General features: G+C 62.4%; 17 protein-coding genes and 1 pseudogene. 3 read left to right on the top strand and 15 right to left on the bottom strand.

Annotated features, from left to right (window positions below; all coding sequences use genetic code 11):
• The first annotated feature begins 96 nt into the window (after positions 1-96).
• Positions 97-573, top strand: a complete 477-nt coding sequence (locus AC3WL8_RS18865) for an Lrp/AsnC family transcriptional regulator (protein ID WP_492378566.1) — start codon at positions 97-99, stop codon at positions 571-573.
• 89 nt (positions 574-662) lie between these two features.
• On the opposite strand, the gene AC3WL8_RS18860 is transcribed toward AC3WL8_RS18865, so the two are convergent.
• From AC3WL8_RS18860 to AC3WL8_RS18835, 6 genes are all read right to left on the bottom strand, one after another.
• Positions 663-1,886 carry a porin gene (locus AC3WL8_RS18860; RefSeq protein ID WP_492378565.1) on the bottom strand — a complete coding sequence of 408 codons (1,224 nt, stop codon included), beginning with the start codon at positions 1,884-1,886 and terminating at the stop codon, positions 663-665.
• 84 nt (positions 1,887-1,970) lie between these two features.
• A complete protein-coding gene (locus AC3WL8_RS18855) occupies positions 1,971-2,723 on the bottom strand; it encodes an ABC transporter ATP-binding protein (protein ID WP_492378564.1) in 753 nt (250 codons plus the stop codon).
• On the bottom strand, positions 2,713-3,528 hold the full coding sequence (locus AC3WL8_RS18850) for an ABC transporter ATP-binding protein (RefSeq protein WP_492378563.1): 816 nt from the start codon (positions 3,526-3,528) through the stop codon (positions 2,713-2,715). The genes AC3WL8_RS18855 and AC3WL8_RS18850 overlap by 11 nt, the downstream gene beginning before the upstream one ends.
• On the bottom strand, positions 3,525-4,469 hold the full coding sequence (locus AC3WL8_RS18845) for a branched-chain amino acid ABC transporter permease (protein ID WP_492378562.1): 945 nt from the start codon (positions 4,467-4,469) through the stop codon (positions 3,525-3,527). Before AC3WL8_RS18845 ends, AC3WL8_RS18850 begins: the two co-directional genes overlap by 4 nt.
• The gene (locus tag AC3WL8_RS18840; protein WP_492378561.1) at positions 4,466-5,326 is read right to left on the bottom strand and encodes a branched-chain amino acid ABC transporter permease; all 861 of its coding nucleotides are present in this window, start codon (positions 5,324-5,326) and stop codon (positions 4,466-4,468) included. Before AC3WL8_RS18840 ends, AC3WL8_RS18845 begins: the two co-directional genes overlap by 4 nt.
• Positions 5,327-5,343: 17 nt before the next feature.
• Positions 5,344-6,585 (bottom strand): ABC transporter substrate-binding protein, encoded by a 1,242-nt coding sequence (locus tag AC3WL8_RS18835; protein ID WP_492378560.1) that lies wholly within the window; start codon positions 6,583-6,585, stop codon positions 5,344-5,346.
• A gap of 243 nt (positions 6,586-6,828) precedes the next feature.
• On the opposite strand from AC3WL8_RS18835, the gene AC3WL8_RS18830 reads away from it, so the two are divergent.
• Positions 6,829-8,037, top strand: coding sequence for an alpha/beta hydrolase family protein (locus tag AC3WL8_RS18830; RefSeq protein WP_492378559.1), 1,209 nt, complete (start codon positions 6,829-6,831; stop codon positions 8,035-8,037).
• Positions 8,038-8,304: 267 nt separating this feature from the next.
• Here AC3WL8_RS18830 and AC3WL8_RS18825 read toward each other — a convergent pair whose 3' ends face one another.
• Positions 8,305-8,514: a helix-turn-helix domain-containing protein gene (locus AC3WL8_RS18825; RefSeq protein WP_492378558.1), complete on the bottom strand. Its 210-nt coding sequence runs from the start codon at positions 8,512-8,514 to the stop codon at positions 8,305-8,307.
• Positions 8,515-8,699: 185 nt separating this feature from the next.
• On the opposite strand from AC3WL8_RS18825, the pseudogene AC3WL8_RS18820 reads away from it, so the two are divergent.
• A pseudogene (locus AC3WL8_RS18820) lies at positions 8,700-9,254 on the top strand (cysteine dioxygenase family protein); the annotation flags it as partial.
• A 99-nt stretch (positions 9,255-9,353) separates the two neighbouring features.
• On the opposite strand, the gene AC3WL8_RS18815 reads toward AC3WL8_RS18820, so the two are convergent.
• The 8 genes from AC3WL8_RS18815 to AC3WL8_RS18780 form a co-directional block, all read right to left on the bottom strand.
• A complete protein-coding gene (locus AC3WL8_RS18815) occupies positions 9,354-9,491 on the bottom strand; it encodes a hypothetical protein (protein ID WP_492378557.1) in 138 nt (45 codons plus the stop codon).
• Positions 9,492-10,788: 1,297 nt separating this feature from the next.
• Positions 10,789-11,109 carry a type II toxin-antitoxin system RelE/ParE family toxin gene (locus AC3WL8_RS18810; protein ID WP_492378556.1) on the bottom strand — a complete coding sequence of 107 codons (321 nt, stop codon included), beginning with the start codon at positions 11,107-11,109 and terminating at the stop codon, positions 10,789-10,791.
• Complete coding sequence (locus AC3WL8_RS18805) at positions 11,106-11,387, bottom strand: type II toxin-antitoxin system Phd/YefM family antitoxin (protein WP_013958564.1); 282 nt, start codon at positions 11,385-11,387, stop codon at positions 11,106-11,108. The genes AC3WL8_RS18810 and AC3WL8_RS18805 overlap by 4 nt, the downstream gene beginning before the upstream one ends.
• A 549-nt stretch (positions 11,388-11,936) precedes the next feature.
• Positions 11,937-12,755 carry an enoyl-CoA hydratase gene (locus AC3WL8_RS18800; protein WP_492378555.1) on the bottom strand — a complete coding sequence of 273 codons (819 nt, stop codon included), beginning with the start codon at positions 12,753-12,755 and terminating at the stop codon, positions 11,937-11,939.
• A 24-nt stretch (positions 12,756-12,779) separates the two neighbouring features.
• Positions 12,780-14,195 (bottom strand): aldehyde dehydrogenase family protein, encoded by a 1,416-nt coding sequence (locus tag AC3WL8_RS18795; protein WP_492378554.1) that lies wholly within the window; start codon positions 14,193-14,195, stop codon positions 12,780-12,782.
• Positions 14,192-14,962, bottom strand: coding sequence for an enoyl-CoA hydratase/isomerase family protein (locus tag AC3WL8_RS18790; protein ID WP_492378553.1), 771 nt, complete (start codon positions 14,960-14,962; stop codon positions 14,192-14,194). Before AC3WL8_RS18790 ends, AC3WL8_RS18795 begins: the two co-directional genes overlap by 4 nt.
• 2 nt (positions 14,963-14,964) lie before the next feature.
• Positions 14,965-17,067, bottom strand: a complete 2,103-nt coding sequence (locus AC3WL8_RS18785; protein WP_492378552.1) for an acetate--CoA ligase family protein — start codon at positions 17,065-17,067, stop codon at positions 14,965-14,967.
• Positions 17,060-18,064 carry a Bug family tripartite tricarboxylate transporter substrate binding protein gene (locus AC3WL8_RS18780; protein ID WP_492378551.1) on the bottom strand — a complete coding sequence of 335 codons (1,005 nt, stop codon included), beginning with the start codon at positions 18,062-18,064 and terminating at the stop codon, positions 17,060-17,062. Before AC3WL8_RS18780 ends, AC3WL8_RS18785 begins: the two co-directional genes overlap by 8 nt.
• Positions 18,065-18,087: the final 23 nt, after the last annotated feature.

Genomic DNA, 18,087 nt, shown 5'->3' with positions numbered 1-18,087 from the left:
CCATCGCCTTTGATATGTGCCAAACTGACTCAAAGAATTGACTCCAATTAGCACGTTTCTCTGATCTTTTTTCCGAAATACCTCCAGGTGTGCCAAATGCGTTTTGACCGTACCGATGTGCGTATCCTTGCCGAACTTCAGCGCGACGCGCGAGTGCGGGCCAATGAACTAGCGGAGCGAGTTGGTCTCTCGCCGTCTCCCTTCTATCGACGTATCCGGCTGCTGGAAGAAGAGGGAATCATCGAGGGCTATGTCACGCTGCTGAATCAGGAGAAAGCAGGCTTTCCCGTCAGTGCATATGTGCAAGTGGCGATCGAAAAGAAGACGGAAGTCCGGCTGGCGCGCTTTGAGGCGGCCATCGCGAAGCTCGATGAGGTGATGGAGTGCAATTTGATGACCGGCAGCTTCGACTACATGCTCCGTGTCGTGGCCGCGGATATTGCGGGTATCGAGCGATTCGTCATGACGCAGTTGACGACCATTGAAGGTGTCAGTGACATCAGTACTTCGTTAGCGCTGCGCCGGGTGGTGTACAAGACAGCGCTGCCGGTCCAGGAGCCCAGCGGCTCCTGATGACTTGCGCCGGATGTATTCCTCCGGCGCAGCCGATGCAATGGTGAGCTGGCCACGCCATGGAAGGGCCGGCCAGACTGTGGTGGCGTCTAAAACAACGTGCGGATACCAGCGCCCACCGCCAGCTGATTGTGGCCGATCGTCGCAGGGCTGGCGAGGATGCTCGTGTTACTCCCCGCACCCAACATTCCCTTGGGCTTGTTGTTTGAGTACGCCACGTCGACATACAAGGTGGTGCGCTTCGAGAACGCGTAGCCAGCCCCGATCTTGAAGAGATCTGCGCCGGCCTCGCTGACCTGCTTGTCCTGGAGGTGCAGCCAGTCGGCAGTCAGACGCCACGCAGGTGTCGCTTGATAGGCAGCTCCGACGTAGTAGTAATTCTGGTCCGCTCCGGTCGTCGGATTCTTGAATTTGGCAAAATTCACCCCAGTCTTAAGCGCTCCCCAGGTATAGGTAACGCCAATGGTATAGGCGCGCATCCAGGGATTGTTGGTCTGCCCCGTTGGATCCTTGCCATCGAAATATCCCGACGCGAAGCCCAGTCTTCCATCGGTCCAGTTCAGGTTGGCCGTCAACGTGGACTTGTTCGAGAAGCTGCCCGGGGTACCACCAAGGCCGTAGGTGACGCCACCGCTGAATCCATAGAACTCATCCGGCAGCATGTACTTGATTGACTTGTTGACCCACGTGTACATCAGGCCGCCGTTGGCGGCGCTGTAAGCACCGGAGGCAATGCCGGGAAACCCTTCGCTCGGCTTGAAGTTCGAGGAGTTCTGGAATGTCGCGTTTGCGAGCGAACCAAAGTTCATATAGCCCGTAGCATCGCCGGCCGAGATGCCATCGAAGAATGAAGACCAGTTGCGCCCTAAGCGTACAGTCCCCCACGGCGCAACCACACCTATCGTTGCTCCACGGTCGAACAATGATCCGGTGTCGTGCGGAAATGGCACGGAAGCATTGGCGACGCCCGTATCCGCCGCGAAGCCGCTTTCCAGCTTGAACGCAATCTTGTATCCCGCGCCAATGTCTTCGAGACCGATAAGCCCCCAGCGACTGGTCAACTCATTTCCGGAGGCCAGCGCGAGCGCTCCGGCCGCGCGCCCCGTGGACGGATCCACCCCGGCCACCGACCGATAGTTCAAACCGACGTCGAGCACGCCATATAGGTTCAGGCTTGCGCGGGCGGATCCACCAAAGCCCATACCGATAGCAGCCAGCGCTATCCCGATTCGACTGACTGCCTCCCTGCGCCGCTGCCGATAGGCCACGCCTCGCATTGACTGCACGACTGCCACTTCCTGATTCCACCTCATGTGTCTCCTCCAAGAAAAGCATTTCAATGCAATACCGGCTCCCCTTGCCAGCCCCGGGAACGCGTCGTCGCTATGCGTAGCTCCTCAGGCCAGCGCCGGTGTTTCGGCCGACGCAACGCCCAGGAAGCGCTCCATCAGTACCGGCTGGCTTGCCAGTTCTGTCGCGCGATCCGTATATGCGACGCGTCCACTGACGAGAACCGCCACGTCATCAGCGACCGAAAGGGCAATCTTGCTGTTCTGCTCAACGAGCAGGATCGACAGGCCAGCCTCCCGCAGCCGCGCAACGATCGCAGCGACTTCGTCAATCATTTGGGGAGAAAGCCCTTCCGTGGGCTCATCCATCAACAGCACGCGCGGGCGGCTCATCAGCGCCCGGCCGATTGCCAGCATCTGTTGTTCGCCACCGGAAAGCGTTCCGGCACGCTGATGGAATCGTTCCCCTAGTCGTGGAAACATTTCCACAATCTGGGCGATAGTCCAGGGCGGGCCTGAATGGGCGGCGTCGGCGGTCCTGGCAACGGTCAGGTTTTCGCGTACAGACAAGAATGAGAAAAGGCGACGCCCTTGCGGAACCAGTGCCACACCGTGTCGGACAATGCTGTCAACCGGCAGCCTGACGATGTTCTCGCCGAACAACTGAATGGCACCTCGATACGCGGGCACCATGCCCATGACCGTGTGGATGCAGGTAGTCTTGCCCGCGCCGTTTCGGCCAAGCAGCGCAAGCACGGTACCAGGGCGAACGGTCAGCGAAACGTCCTGCAGAATTTCACTTTGGTCGTAGCCCGCGGTGACGCCGGACAGCGCAAGTGCGGGAAGGGTATTAGTGAGCAAGGTATATCTCCTGCGTGCGAGGGTCAGCCAGGACCGAGTGCTTGTCCCCATCGACGACAACGCGGCCGCTTTGCAACACCGTGATTGACTCGGCATAGGCAAGCGCCACATCCATGTCGTGCTCGACCATCACGATGGTCAGAGTCTTCGGCAGGTGCGACAGCAGTTCGGCAACGCCCACACGCTCAGCTCCCGACAGCCCCGCCAACGGCTCGTCCAGGAGCAGGATGCTGGGCTGCTGTGCCAGGGCCATAGCAATCTCCAGCCGCCGCAGTTCTCCGTACGAGCAGGCGTGCACGGGCGTCTCGGCGCGGACCTCGAGGTCCACACGAGCTAGCACGGCACGGGCGTCAGCTTCGAGCGCTGAGCCGCCGAAACGCTTCCAAGGGCTCAAGCGCTCGGCCGAACGTGTGGTCTGCCCCCCCGTCAGCGACATCAGCACGTTATGCAACAGCGTCTTGTCGCGAAAGGGTGTGAGTATCTGATAGGTCCTGCCCACGCCCATGCGCGCCCGGGCATGCGTAGGCTTGGCTGTGACATCTTGTCCAAGCAACGAGATACGGCCGCGCGTGGCACGCAGGTCGCCCGCGATCAGATTCAGCAAGGTTGTCTTTCCGGCGCCATTCGGCCCTAGGAGTAGCCGGCGCTCCCCCCGCCGAATCGTCAGATTTACACCCTCCACGACGCGCAGGGCGCCGAATGAAATAGACAGGTCAACAAGGCCGATTGCAGTCGAACTGCCGTCGACAGAGACCCCCGAAGTGGCGGCATGCGTGCCCACCGAAAGGACTGAGGAGTGGATCATCGAATGCTCCTGCTACGAAGGAGAGAGGCCAGGCCAGGCACGATCCCCGCGGGAACAAACAGCACCACAGCAATGAGCAGCAGGCCCAGGCACGTTGGCCAGCTCTCGATATAGCCACTTAAAAGTACGCGAAAGCCGACGACGATCCCTGCACCGACCACAGGTCCGAGCAGTGTGGCAGGCCCGCCGACTATTACCATCAGCAAGCTTTCTGCGGTTTCGCCAAGCGATAGCGAGTGGGGACTGATGAATTGCTGGTGAAAAGCAAGCAGCACACCTGCAATCGCTGCTACCAGTCCGGCAAATGCGAAGGCGAGCAGTCGGATACGCCAGACGTCAAAGCCCAGGGCCGACATCCGCCGCGGCTGCGATCTCGTGCCGTCCAGACACCGGCCGAGTTGCGACTGCATGAACCTTTGCACCAGGCATAGCATCGCGAGAAAGCAGACCGCCACGAACTCAAACCAAACGATGGGGTTGTTCGTATCCACCCACGGCAGCACAGGCCTGGCAATTCCAGTCATGCCATTCTCACCGCCCGTCACGCTGCCCCAGTGCATTGCTACCCCCCACAGCACCTGGGCAATGGCCAGCGTGATCATGCCGATACTGAGTCCACTGGTTCGTAGCGCAAGAATGCCGACGACTACCGAGAGCGCTACGGCGGCGCCCACCGCAATCACTGCGAGCACCCAGGGCCCCAGCCCAGTGTGCTGGCCGGCGATAGCCACTCCGTAGGCCGCCGCACCCGCTAGCGCCGATTGCGCGAACGACAGCAGTCCGCCCAGCCCAAGTAGCAGGTTAAGACTGGTGGCAATCAAGGCGGCGAGCATGATGTGGACCGCCAGGTCCAGGTAGAACGGCGACTCGCTCGCCAGCGGCAGCATAAGGACCAGCGCACCAGCAATGCAAGGGCCGGCGAAAGATGTAAAGGCCTTCATGCGACGACCCTCCCGAACAGTCCCTGAGGCCGATACGCCAATACGACAATCATCGGCACGAACAAGAGCACGTATGACATCTCCGGGACAACCGACTGTCCGAAGCTATGAACCAGGCCCGTGATCAAGCTTCCCAGCATCGCACCGGGGATACTGCCTGTTCCGCCTAGCACTACAACGATCAGCACCAGAGGAAGCACCTCCATATCGAGACCCGGGAAGACCGACAGGATTGGTGCACCCATTGCGCCGCCAATGCCGACAAGCGCTGCACCGACGAAGAAGATCGTCATGAAGAGTCGGTCGACGCGAATGCCAACTGCGCGGGCCATGGTCCGGTCCTCTACGGCTGCGCGCAATCGAGCACCGAGCAGCGTCCGAGACAGTGAGAGGTCCAGAGCTACCGCCGTAACCACTGCAAGTGCCATGACGAACAGTCGGTATAAGGGAAAGATAAGTTCGCCAAGCGATACCGCGCCCATCAGGAGCGGTGGCACAGCGACCTCCAGTGGCATGCCGCCCCAAACGGTCTTGCAGCTGTCGGCAATGACGAATGCCATCCCGAGGGTCGCGAGCACCTGTGCCAGCTCGTTATGGGCAAGCCGCCGCAAGATCGCGCGCTCCAGTGCGATGCCGAGAATGCCGACGACCATGGCGCTGCCCAGGGCGGCAAGCGCGAATGGAAGTTCTGCATCGACCAGCGTGACACAGAGATAGCCCCCCAGCATGAACAGCGCTCCGTGTGCCATGTTGGGGACGCTCATCAGACCGAAGATCAGCGTGAAGCCCGCCGCCATCAGAAACAGCACCGAAGCGAAGGTCAGCCCATTAAGCGTCTGGATCAGAAACGTAGACATGGTGAATCCTTGCCGCATCAGTCGAGGTTGCGTGACGGTGGGTAGTCCCGCGAATAGACGGGATTGGCCAGGAACGCAGACGGGTCATACGTCCAGAACTGGGTGACACCCGGGTATTCGCGGACGACCGTGTTGACCAGCTTGCCCCCGACGCGCGCGACCTTGCGGATGTAGACGGTCACCACGGGGTTCCCGAGGCGATCCAGCGTTAGCGGACCGCGAGGGCTTTGCGATATGCGAACCGCGTGCATCGCGTCGGCAAGGGCTCGGCCAGAGAGTGCGGTTGTGCCACCCGCTTGCAGTGCCTGTTCGAGAATCAGCCCGGCGCTGTAGCCGCCGGTTGCATAGAAGCCTGGCGCGATGTGGTACTGCTTGCGAAAGCCCGCGACATAGCGGTCGTTGGCGGGCGAGACGATGGCACCGCTATACCAACCAGCGGAGACGATTCCGAGGGCCTCGTCGCCCATTTTCTCAAGCAGGGATTCATCGACCGTATTCATCCCTGCCAGCAAGGGAATCCTCTGCTTGAGCCCGTAGTCGCGGTACTGCTTCAAGAAGCGCGCTGCATTACCGCCGGAGAAATTGATCAGGACCGCGTCAACGTTCGGGCGAATCTGCGCAATCACGGTCGCGAAATCCGTAGCGTTGAATGGCGCCCACAGCTTTTGCACAATCTTCCCGCCGGCTTCCTCGAAGGTCCGCTGAAATCCAGCTACCGTTTCATGGGAAAAGGAGAGGTCCTCCGCTACGACCGCGATGCGCCGGTACTTGAGGGTATTGGCGGCGTACTCGCCAAACGGATGCATGGCCTGCGCGGAAGTCGACGAGCTTCGCACCATCCAGGGGTCCGCCTTGCGCTGGGTCAGGTCTTCCGCCGCGGCGGAACTGAGAATGACCGGGATCTTCGCCCGCGCGATATCGTCGCGAATGGCAACGGCCTCGAAGGCGGCTAGCGGGCCGATCACCACCTCGACACGATCGCGCTCAGTCAGTTGCAGGAACTTCGCCTTCGCGACTGCCGGCGACGCCGCAGTATCGGCTACCACAAGCTCCACGTCGCGGCCGGCGAGCTTTCCGCCCCGCTCTTGCAGCAGGTATTCGAAACCGTCCTGCATCTGTTGCCCGATCCCCGCGGCAACACCTGTCTTGACGGTCAGCAACCCCACGCGCAGTGGCGCGGGTTGCGCCGCCATCAGCGACCCGTTGAACACGCTGGCGACCAACGCGGCCAGCACCATCCGAAGCCTTTGACGTGACATCTGTTCTCCCCTTTTGGCGGTCAGGCACCAAGCACGGCCTGCGTGTTTGCACTATCGTTTTAGTGATCACAAATATCAACTAGGGTATACGAGGCGAACAGCAAAGTTACGCGGTCCTGGCAATTTTTCGGCGTATCACTGCCATTAAGTGCCGCAAAGGGCATTTTTCATGTGGCGACAACTTTCTATTGCGTGATCACTGATACCACACTATATTTCTGCCGAAACTCACAGGAGAAACCAATGGATGCAATGCGAAAAGGCCAGCGTTGGGTGCTCGACGCGTTCCTCGCTGTCGGTGGACTGGACGTCCTTCACCCGGACGCCGGCGCGATCTTCGAGCAGATTGGCTACGACTCGACGGACCTGAAGCGGGTATTCGGGCCGGTCAAGGCGGGCTCGATGCTCCCTTCCGCGTGGAGCGCGGCCGCCAGGGAGATTGAGCATCGTGCCCGGCATTGGGAGGAACGTGGCTTCAGCCAGACGGCGCGTCGGCTATATGAGCGCGCCACGCTGCTATACGCACGCACGCATTACTCGATCCTCGGCGACGACCCTCGCCGGATGCGATACCTCGAGAAGGTGGTTGAGTCCTTTGAAAAGGTGATCGCGTTCGCCGACCACCCGATCGAGCGGGTTGCCCTGCCTTTCGAGGGTCACCACCTGCATGGGATCCTGGAAATGCCCCCCAACGCCGAGAAACTACCCTGCGTGATCCTGCTTCCAGGCATGGATATGTTTAAGGAGGACTGGCATAAGCTGATGGAGCAGCGGATCCTCCCCCGCGGTTGGGCAGCCTTTGCGCTCGACGGCCCAGGTCAGGGCGAGAGCCTGACCAGGGGCCTGAAAATGTCGCTCGATAACTATGATCGAGCCATTACTGCGGTGATCGATTGGCTGTCCGCAAACCCGGCTATTGACTCCGAGCGAATCGTGATCATGGGATCCAGCATGGGATCCTGGTGGGCAACTCGTGCTGCCGCAGTCGAACCGCGCATTCGTGCCATCGCCGCCAACATGTCGAACCTGGGCGACAAGTACGTGCTGCTCAATCAGGCACAGCCCAGTTTCATGGCAAACCTGATGTTTATGACCGGCATTACCAATACGGAGGAAATTCAGGCGCTATCGAAGGCCATGACGCTCGAAGAGATCGCCCCCAAGGTCGACATTCCGTATCTGATCATCACTGGCGAGAATGACGAACTGACAACGCTGGACTCCAGCATTGGTGTGTATGAAAAGCTGCGCGGCCCCAAGGAACTGTGGATTTACCAGTATGAGTTCCACCCGATCGGTCCACAGTCCGATGAATGGCTGACAGCCTCACTGGACTGGCTCGGACACGCGCTGGCGAATGAGTTCGCTCCGAAGCACGAACTTCGCACCTTTATTACGAAGCAAGGGGAATATCTCGAGGGCAGCGGTGAGCCGCCCTGGTGGCATCCCTGATTCCTCGAACGGGCGAGCATGGACTGACCCGGGCATCCGCACAAGCGGATGCCCGGTGAGCCTTGGTGAATCATCCCGCCGCCCTCTATGCCACATCCGCTCACCGGACAGCGGCAGGCTTCAGGAAGATCTCTGGGTAGTTGATTTCCGTTACGACGCGCCCCTGCAAGCCGGCCTCGAGGGGCCCTCCCTCATCTTCGGTAAAGCACCGCAAGCATCGGTCCGCTGATGCTCGCGTTCATGGCACACTTTGCACGAAAAGTACGATTACCCCTGAGTGAGCTCTACACCCGCCGCGTTCCGGTTGACGAGTTCCGTCCCGAGCGCCCTTTCCAGGGCACGAAGCAAATGGCTGGTGGCCGAAGGCGACATGCCGAGCTTGGCACCCGCGCCGGCGATGCCATCCGCCGATACCAATGAAAGCAAGAGTTCGAGTTGCCTGAGCGTTGGCACAACGCTGGCAGCGTGACGGAACATATTGAACTCCCTTTCATGGTTTCCCGCGCTGCGCGGAATCTTAGATGATCGTGCTGCAGGTAGCCACCCTCCTTTCCTGGCGTGGCGCGCTTGAGTGCAAGCTCAATTGAGCATGAAACAAGCTCTCGCTAAACTCACCGGACAAAAGTCCATCGATCAATGGAAGCAAGCAACGGAGCCACCCTATGCACCTATCCTGGCACTTCGATCAATTTGTACGCAGCTTCACGCAACTCGTTGACAACGCTGAGGGCAACGAAGCTCAGATACTGGCCCAGGGACGCCAGCTTCTGGCCGACCTTGTGAGCCGGGACGATTGGCTGCCGAGCCAGTATGCGCAGCCCGATCCGCTCTTCTATCAGCAATACCTGCTTCACGCCGATCCCACGGATCGTTTCTCGGTGGTCAGCTTCGTTTGGGGGCCCGGCCAGCGGACGCCGATCCATGGCCACACCGTGTGGGCACTGATCGGCATGCTGCGCGGCGGCGAGCGCGCGGAAGGATTCGGGGTGGCGGAAGCAGGGAAGCCCATGCGCTCGCTGGGCGTTGGCGATCTCATGCCCGGCACGGTCGAGTGTCTTTCGCCAGTTACGGGTGACGTGCATCGGGTCTCCAACCTCTACGACGACAGGGTCTCGATCAGCGTCCATGTTTACGGTGGCAATATCGGGAAGATCCACCGGCACGTCTTCGACCCACACACCAGCGCCACGAAGCCATTCATCTGCGGCTACTCCAACGAGAAAGCGAAGGCTCGCCGATTGCCCGTTCCGATGCGGGCATCCGCCACGGGTTTGGTCGCGGCTCGCCGCCATCGACCCGGCAGATGCCTGCAAAGCTCACACGTAACCGGCATCCAGTGACCAGACGACGAACAGCTCATGGCGCTGCTTGTGCCGTAGCCATTGCACCGCACAGGTGGCGCAGCGGTACCAGGCATCCCCCGACACCGAGGGCTGCGCAGCAATGAGGCGCATGGCCGGATGCGGCCTGTAACGCCGCGCGTCAAGCCGCAGGGCGGCGCAGTCTTCACACAGGATCGCGCGGGGCCGCCCTACTGGACACCTGCCCGGGCACTCCCGCTTGCAGCCGCGGCAGACTAGCGGCATGCCGCCGCGCCGACGTCCAGAACAAGACCCGCAATGCCTCGTCGCCTTCAGACCGCAGACTTGCGTCGCACAGGCGGATATGTTCCGCCTGCAAGACGTTGAGCTCAGCTGCGCTGCCTAGGCACAACAGTTGCCGATGCCCTTTGCTGCGTCGAATCCAGTCGTCAACCAGCTGCGCCAGAACTATCAGGTATTCCGCCGTGCCAGGCGCGGCGGAATACCTCTATCGACAGCATTGCGACACTGGTGGGCATTGCCAACACCGCGGCGTTCTCCCGCGCGTTCAAGGGCTGGATGCAGCACAGCCCGACTGCCTACCGCAAGGGACGCAGAAACATAGAGCCGCCCTGCCCTGCGGCTAGCCGCCACGACTGATATCTGCCTTCGCAAGCCAGCCCCTGCTCGTTCCTCCCGGCACGCTACCGGTCTCGCTGAAGGTCCGCGCAGCGTCTTACTGCCCCGAGGAATCACCGAAAGAAGCCCTGAGTACCGTCTCGCAGCGTTTGCCCGAGCCCTCCTTGAAGCCGCCGGTTGGCACCGACGTGCCATGTGGCGTGTCGAAACTGCTTCACAACCGGCGAAGGGGTTCCGTTCGATTATCTCTGATAAGCACAACGTTATCGAACCTTATCGCCGCGCCTTGGCCCAGTCGGCAAGGGCCGACCGCCTTGCGGCTGACGGAAGTCGCTTCCCGGCCATAACGGGTCATTCGTATGAGCTGTAGCCGCGACGTTCGGGCGGCCGCTTCGCAACCGGAAGCCGCCGCAGACTTTGTGTGTGCCCGAAGGACGCTTCAGGGTCGGGAAGCGACGCCCGGGATCAGGAAGGCCAAGGCTGCTGATCGGCCATCAGGGCCATTTACCGATGGCCATTGTGGTAGACGAATTCGGCGGCACCTGGGGATCGAAACGCACGCATCCCACCTATTCCCACGCGAACTCCTTTCCCCTGGGCATTGGAACCATAGATACATGCCAGCACTGCAATTCACACGAGGATCCCGTGAGCCCAGATCCGTGAAGGTACCCCGCCAGATCGAAGACCTATGACCTCGACCGCGAATTCGCTGCGCGAGCAACGTAAAGTTTGGCTCTGTGTGAGCTAGGTGTTGCGGGAGCAAGCGTAGGCTCCCACGGAGGACAGGCAAATGAGAACTTCTTAGGTCCTACGTTCTTAGGAGCCGTTTTGCGAGTATTGCTTTAAGGTCTCGCCTGGTGTCGCTTATGATGTGTATGTAAACGGTGTCGTTTGCAATCTGGTAGATGATTCTGTTCATGCCGCTGATGACTTGATAGTATTTCGTTGGTTGGAAATCTATCAACTCGGGTGGGTTGCTACCCTTCAGTGGGAAATCTTCTACCTGCTTGATTGATTGTTGAATCTTGCTTCTGGTCTCAAGCCAAGTCTTGTTGCCAAATTTATTAATGATGTACCGTCGCAAGTCTTGCAAGTCGGACTTGGCAGGCCCGAGAATTACAGACTTCATTCGATCCCTTCCTCCCTGTCCATGCGCTCCAGTTCGGCAAACACTTCGTCCGTCGGGGTGAAGTTGCCCGTCTCGATGTCATTCTGACCCATCGCCAGAATCTTCAGAAGGGCAACCGTCTGTTGCATGTCCTCATAGGATTGGGCATCCTGCACGACTACCTTTGCCTCGCCGTTCTGTGTGATCAGCATGGGCTCGCCGCTCTCGGTGATGTCCCGGACGATTTCTGCTGCGTGGCTTTTCAGATAGCTTATAGGCTTGACCTGACTCGGTTTCATATCCGCTCCCTAGGCTTGAGACTACCGGTCCAAATATAGACCTGAATTCAGTCTGCGTCCAGCACAAGGAATTTCCTGCGCTATGCAGTGGCGCATAGGGCAGGCAATCGATGCATGTCCTCGGTGAGGAGCCGACTCTACCAGTGGGCGCCAGACCTAGCCCAGACAGCCGCGTAAAGTTTTCCGCCCCGTATAGGTCAGGCAGCCATCGCTGTGGGCCAATAGTCCACTCATTAGACGCTCGACGTTACCTAAACTGCATTGGCCGCCCGGCTTGGGCGGGGAAGGAGTGCGTTTTTAATCACGCATAGATATGCGGAACGTTCTTCGACCAGTACAGTCATCCCGAGAACAGACATGACGCATGTCCATGTCGATGATCTGCCGGCTGTAACGCAGCGTTGAATGACCGCTGTACTTCAGAAGTTGACGCCGGAGCCGTACTGGGGCGAACGACGGCAGCGGGTCGGTCAGAGACGGTCGAGCTTCGAGGTCAGCAATCATGCGCAGAAGCAGAGTCTTGCCGCCGCGCATGGGACCGATTGCCGGTCACCGGCCGGAAAATTGGGCAGGTCTGCGCTCGAGGAAATGCGCAACCCCTTCCGTAAAATCCTCGCTCTGGATGCTTTCGAACATTTCGGCATTGGCGACTCGTGTGGCCTCGGCCAATGACTGGAACGGCTGCTCCCACAGTTGCCGCTTCATCACACGAATAGATCGGGGCGAAACGTTCTCGGCCAAGTCGTCGGCATAGTCGAGCGTGGTCGCCATGAGGGCGTCCGCATCCACCGCACGGTCGACCAGGCCGATCCGCAGCGCCTCGTCAGCCAGCAGCTTGCGCGCCGAGTACAACAGGTCGGCCGCATGACCGGGGCCGACCACGCGCGGCAGCAGCCAGGAGATGCCGTGCTCGGCAATCAAGCCCCGACGCGCGAACGCGGTACTGAATGCGGCGTCGGCACTGGCGAAGCGCATGTCGCTGTAGAGTGCGAACACCAGCCCCAGCCCCGCTGCCGCACCATTGATCGCCGCGATCACGGGCTTGCGCATGGCCGGGAAGTAGCCATAGCGGGTCTGGTAGTCGGCGCGCCGGTTCATGTCGAACGGGCGCATCCACTGAGAGGCGCGGATATCGCCCGGTGGCAGCACTTCGAGCTCGTTGATGTCCATGCCGGCGCAGAAGCCCTTGCCTGCCCCGGTCAGCACCACCACGCGGACGTCGTCGTCGCGATCGACGGCCTCCATGGCGTCGCGCAGTTCGGCCTCCATGACCTTGGTCAGCGCATTGAGCTTGTCCGGCCGGTTCATGGTGACCACGGCGATCCGCTCGCTTTTTCCGGCGCGAGCAACGGTAATCTGACTGTACATGTTGCGATTCCTTTCGATGTCGTACTAAGGGAGCTGAACGGATCTCGGTTCCAGGAACTCCTCCAGCCCATACACGCCGCCTTCCCGCCCGACGCCGGACATGCCGAAGCCGCCGAACGGTGCTGCAGGATTGAACCGGGCGCCGTTGACGTCCACCTGCCCTGCCCGCAGCCCGTTGGCGACCACTTCGCCAGCACCGTCATCGGCAGCCCAGACACTTGCTGCCAGCCCGTAGCGCGTGCTGTTGGCCAAGGTGATCGCCTCGTCGACGCTGTCATAGCACAGCACCGCCAGCACCGGTCCGAAGACCTCCTCATTCGCCAGCCGGCTGTCGGGTGCGACGTTGCCGTAGATGGTCGGCGCGACAAAATAGCCGGTCGCCGGCACCGGCACATCGACACCGCCGGCGATCCGATCAAAGCCTGCCTGCTCCGCTTCGGCGATATGCGCCTGCACGCGTTGACGCTGCCGCGCCGATAGCAAGGGGCCGATCCGGGTTTCGCCATCGGCGGGATCGCCGAGCATCATCGCTGCTGCCGCCTCCGCCAGCAGTTGCCGGCACTGCGGGTAGTCCTCGCGGGGTACGATCAGCCGGGTAGTCGCGCTGCAAGTCTGCCCCGAGTTGAGGAAACATGAGTTGACCGTCGCCTTGACCGCCCTGGCGAGATCCGCGCCCGGCAGCACGACGGACGCGGACTTCCCGCCCAGTTCCATCGACACACGTTTCATGTCGCCGGCCGCCTGCGCGGCGACCTTGCGGCCGACAGCCGTGGAGCCGGTGAACGACACCATCTGGATGTCGGGATGCGATACCAGCGCCTCGCCGACCGCCGCGCCGCCCAACACGAGATTCAGGACGCCCGGCGGCAGCTTCGTCTGCTCGCACGCGGCCATCATCCGTTCGGTTACGGCCGGAGCCAGCTCTGACGGCTTCAGCACCACCGTGCAGCCGGCCAGCAGCGCTGGCGCCACCTTGGCCGTGATCTGATGCAGCGGGTAGTTCCACGGCGTAATAGCGGCTACCGCCCCGACCGGTGCCAGCGTCACGCGGGAATTGCCGATCGTCCGGACGAAGGCGAACGTGTCCGCCAGCGCCGCCGTGGCGCGCCACGCCGCGATTGGTGCATCGACCTGGATCCGACGCGACAGCTTCAGCGGCATGCCGACTTCGCGCGAGATCTCATTGGCCAGCTCCGCCGCGCAGTCTTCCAGCGCGTCGGCCAGCGCGCGCAGATACGGCGCCCGTCCGGCTGCGCCCAGCGCCTGCCAGCCAGGCTGCGCCCGCGCGGCCGCCGCCACGGCTTCGGCCACATCGCCCGCGGTGCCGAGACTGACATCGGCCAACGGGGCTTCGGTCGCCGAATCGTAGACGCGAATTGACTCGCCGGCTCGAATCGGGCGACGTGCGCCGTCTATATAATGTTGGGTAAATTGCTTCACTGCGACTCCCTTGTGTTGCGTTTGTCGAGGAACGCAGCCATCACGCGCTGCGGTTCGCCGTCGGCATAGCATTCGAGTTGCGCCCGGATTCCGGCGACACAGGCGTCATCGAATCCCGGCTGCGTCATGGCGCGAAAGCGCTGCTTGGACAGGCGCACGGCGGTCGGCGGCAGCGCCGCGAGCGATCTGGCCTGCGCGAGCGCCTGCGCCATCAGTTCGGTCTCGCCGCATAGTGCCGTCACCAGACCGATATCGAAGGCGCGCTGGCCACTGACCAGATCGCCCGAGAGCGACATCTGCACGTTATGGGTGTGCCCCACGTGCAGCGCCATCAGGTAGGATCCGACGATGCTCGCCAGGCCTGCCTTGACCTCCGGCTGCCCCCAGCGACTGTCTGCTGTGGCCAGCCGCCAGTCCGCACACAGCGCAAGCTGGAACCCCGCGCCTGCCGCCACACCCCGCACGGCGGCCACGCAGGGCTTGTCCAGGTCGCGTACGGCCTGGTACATCGCCCGTTGCCGATTCAGCCAGGGCACGAGCTGTTGCCAGGTCACCGTGGCCGCCTCATCAAGATCCTGTCCGGCACAAAACGCCCGCTCGCCGGCACCGGCCAGCACGACGGCGCGCACCGAAGGCTCGGCGTTGAGCCGGCCAAGGGCTTCGATCAACTCGCCGCGCAAGGCGTCATTGACCGCATTCATTCTGGTCGGGCGGTTCAGCGTGACGATGGCAATGTCGTTATCCCGTTCGACGCGTACAGTTTCCATGTTCAATTCCACTTGAGTTCCACCACGGCATCGACCGCCATGACCCCTTCGCCGGCAGCCATCACCATCAGCGGGTTGATATCCACCGATGCCAGCGCAGTACGGTGACACAATGCCCAGTCGCCGAGCGCCACTGCGGACGCTGCCAGCGCGTCGAGATCAAGCGCCGGGATGTCGCGATAGCCATCGAACAGCGGCGCCAGGCGCAGTCTTGCGCAGGCCGCCTTGACGTCTTCGGCCGTGAACGGCGCCAGGAGGGTCACAACGTCCTTGCGTAGTTCGATCAGTGTGCCGCCCTCCCCGATCATCACCAGCGGCCCGAACACATGATCGACCGAGACCCCCAGCGCAAACTCATGACGGCCCTTGACCATCGTCGCCACAATTACCCGTGGCGATTCCACGCCCAGCCGCTGCAGCGTGTCGAGGCAGTCCTGCGCCGCCCGGGCCACGCTGGAGGCATCGGTCAGTCGAAGCTGCACGAGGCCGTGCTCGCTCTTGTGCGGGACGTCCGCCGCACAGCCCTTGACCACCACCGGCACCCCGCCGAGCGCGTCAAACGCCGCTACCGCCGCATCCACGCTGTCACAGAGTCGGTGCGCCACGATCGGTACGCCGGCTTCGGCGAGCAAGGCCAGGCTACGGGCTTCGTCCTGCAAGCCGCTGCCGTTGAGGCGCTGCGCGTCAGGCCAGGTCGACGCCGTCTCCGTCACCGTTGCCGCCGCGGCCAGCCGATGATGCGCGACATACTGCGCAAGCGCTGCAACGGCATCGGCTTCGGTGACAAAGGCCGGCACGCCGTGTCGCACGAAGACCTCGCGGACCGATTGTTGCGTCGCGCTGGCCACCAACGGCTTGGCTTGGCCCGCGCTGAAGGCGGCGGCGTCGCGCGCCAGTGCCTCGACGTCGTAGCCGGGACCCGCCACCGGAATGCCAACCATCACCATGTCGGCCTGCGGATCGGCGCCCAGCGCCTGGAGCACGCGCGGGAACATGTCGGCCTTGCCCAGCAGCGCCGCTGTCATGTCGAGCGGATTGCTGGCCGTGCCGAACTCGGGCAGGATCGCGCCCAGTTCGCGCAGCGTTGCCGGCTGGAGTTCGGTCAGCGGCAGATCGTGCCGTTCGGCCAGGTCGGCCGCCATCACACCCACCGCACCGCTATGGCTCATCACGACCGTGCGGCCCTGCCCCGGGGCGCGCTGCTGCAAATACAGCGGCACCGCGCGGACCAGTTCGCCAATGTCACGCGCACGCCAGATGCCGTGACGTGCCAGGAAGGCATCGATCGCGGCATCGTTGCCGACCAGCGCACCGGTATGCGAGGCCGCCGCCTTGGCACCGCGCTGGCTGTTGCCGGCCTTGATCGCCACGATGCTGGCGCCACGCGCTCGGGCCACTTCCGCCGCGCGGGCAAGCTGGGCAGGGTCGGACACCGATTCGAGGTAGACCAGGATCAACCGCACATCGGGGTCCGCCGCCACGGCTGCGGTCATCGCGCAGGCGTCGAGATCGGCGTCGTTGCCCGTCGCCACCAGGTAGCGCACGCCGTAGCCAGCCTGGCGCAGCAATGCATAAGGCATGACGCTCGCTGCGCCACTCTGGCTGATGATCGCGATCGGGCCGTCCTGGGGCGCCACCTCCATGAACATCGTCGAGAAATTGAGCACCGCGCCGCTGGCAAAATTGGCCGTGCCTTGCGCGTTCGGGCCTACCAGCCGCATGCCGCTGGCATTGGCCACGGCCACCAGTTCCTGCTGCCGCTGGCGTCCCGCCTCGCCCGTTTCGGCAAAACCCGACGCCATGATGACGGCAGCCTTGACGCCCGCGGCGCCGCACTTGCGCACCTGCCCAAGCGTGGCTTCGCCCGAGACTGCAATCACGACGGCGTCCGGCGCCTTGCCGATCGCATCAAGATCGGGGTACGCACGATAGCCCTGGATGACCTCGCGCGCCGGGTTGACCGGAAACACCTCGCCCGCATAGCCGAAGGTGCGCATGTAGTGGATCGGTCGTCCGCCCACCTTGTTGGGGTTATCCGAGGCGCCGATGACGGCCACCGATGCGGGCGAGAACAGGGCGTCGAAGGTTGCTGTGGTCTCAGTCAAGGGTCGCTCCCGATGCCTTGACCACCGGCGACCATTTGCCCGCGTCATGCTGGATCAGTTTCGAGAACTCGGCCGGCGTTCCCGGCAGGGGCCGGGCGCCCAGCGCGGCAAGCTGTTTCTGCACGTCTACCTGCGCCAGCACGGCCTGTAGTTCGCTGTTCAGGCGACGGATCACGTCCGGCGTGGTGCCCTTCGGCGCCGACAGGCCGAACCAGATCGTCACGTCGAAGCCCGGCAGGCCGGCCTCGGCAATCGTCGGCACCCTGGGCAGCGCTTCCGAACGGGTCGCGCCGGTCACGCCTAGCGCCTTGACCTTGCCCGCGTTGATGTACTGCCCCTGGCTGGATACCGTGTCGAACATCATCGAGATGCGTCCGCCAAGCAGGTCAGTGAACGCCGCGGCCGAGCCCTTGTACGGCACATGGACGATATCAATGCCGGCCATCGACTTGAACAGTTCGCCGGACAGATGGTTGGAGCTGCCGTTGCCGGCTGAGCCGAACGTCAGCGTGCCCGGCTTCTGCTTTGCCAGCGCGATCAGTTCCTTGATATTGCCGACCGGCAGGTTGTTCGACACCACCAGCACGTTGACCGTGGACGCCACCGAGCCCACGGCATCGAACGACTTGAGGGGGTCCACCTTCAGCGAGCGGTAGAGCCACGGGTTGATGGCCATGGTACCGGTGGTGGAAAAGAAGAGCGTATAGCCGTCGGGTGCCGCCTGCGCGGCGGCCTCGGTGGCGATGGTGCCGCCGGCGCCGCCGCGGTTGTCGACCAACACTGGCTGTCCAAGCTGTTGCGACAGGTGCTGGCCGATCAGTCGCGCCATCGCGTCAGTGGGTCCGCCGGCCGGAAACGGCACGACCAGGCGGATCGGTTTGGCGGGATAGCCGGTCGAGGCGGCAGCGGCGGCACTGAAAGCCGCCGGGGTGGCAGCGACCAACAAGGCGCATAACGGCCGCCGGAATGCGCGAAGCACAGCGGAAAAGCACGGCATGTTGTCTCCAAATGTTGCGTAAG

This window comes from Cupriavidus sp. FW305-F7, assembly GCF_058782875.1.
The sequence above is the reverse complement of the archived record's forward strand: the minus strand, read 5'-3'. Positions and strand labels throughout refer to the sequence as shown.

Excerpts from the sequence above, each read along its gene's own strand:
- AC3WL8_RS18865 (WP_492378566.1), top strand. The coding sequence starts at position 97 with ATGCGTTTTGACCGTACCGATGTGCGTATCCTTGCCGAACTTCAGCGC.
- AC3WL8_RS18860 (WP_492378565.1), bottom strand. The coding sequence starts at position 1,886 with ATGAGGTGGAATCAGGAAGTGGCAGTCGTGCAGTCAATGCGAGGCGTG.
- AC3WL8_RS18850 (WP_492378563.1), bottom strand. The coding sequence starts at position 3,528 with ATGATCCACTCCTCAGTCCTTTCGGTGGGCACGCATGCCGCCACTTCG.
- AC3WL8_RS18845 (WP_492378562.1), bottom strand. The coding sequence starts at position 4,469 with ATGAAGGCCTTTACATCTTTCGCCGGCCCTTGCATTGCTGGTGCGCTG.
- AC3WL8_RS18840 (WP_492378561.1), bottom strand. The coding sequence starts at position 5,326 with ATGTCTACGTTTCTGATCCAGACGCTTAATGGGCTGACCTTCGCTTCG.
- AC3WL8_RS18835 (WP_492378560.1), bottom strand. The coding sequence starts at position 6,585 with ATGTCACGTCAAAGGCTTCGGATGGTGCTGGCCGCGTTGGTCGCCAGC.
- AC3WL8_RS18830 (WP_492378559.1), top strand. The coding sequence starts at position 6,829 with ATGGATGCAATGCGAAAAGGCCAGCGTTGGGTGCTCGACGCGTTCCTC.
- AC3WL8_RS18825 (WP_492378558.1), bottom strand. The coding sequence starts at position 8,514 with ATGTTCCGTCACGCTGCCAGCGTTGTGCCAACGCTCAGGCAACTCGAA.
- AC3WL8_RS18815 (WP_492378557.1), bottom strand. The coding sequence starts at position 9,491 with ATGCGCCTCATTGCTGCGCAGCCCTCGGTGTCGGGGGATGCCTGGTAC.
- AC3WL8_RS18810 (WP_492378556.1), bottom strand. The coding sequence starts at position 11,109 with ATGAAGTCTGTAATTCTCGGGCCTGCCAAGTCCGACTTGCAAGACTTG.
- AC3WL8_RS18805 (WP_013958564.1), bottom strand. The coding sequence starts at position 11,387 with ATGAAACCGAGTCAGGTCAAGCCTATAAGCTATCTGAAAAGCCACGCA.
- AC3WL8_RS18800 (WP_492378555.1), bottom strand. The coding sequence starts at position 12,755 with ATGTACAGTCAGATTACCGTTGCTCGCGCCGGAAAAAGCGAGCGGATC.
- AC3WL8_RS18790 (WP_492378553.1), bottom strand. The coding sequence starts at position 14,962 with ATGGAAACTGTACGCGTCGAACGGGATAACGACATTGCCATCGTCACG.
- AC3WL8_RS18780 (WP_492378551.1), bottom strand. The coding sequence starts at position 18,064 with ATGCCGTGCTTTTCCGCTGTGCTTCGCGCATTCCGGCGGCCGTTATGC.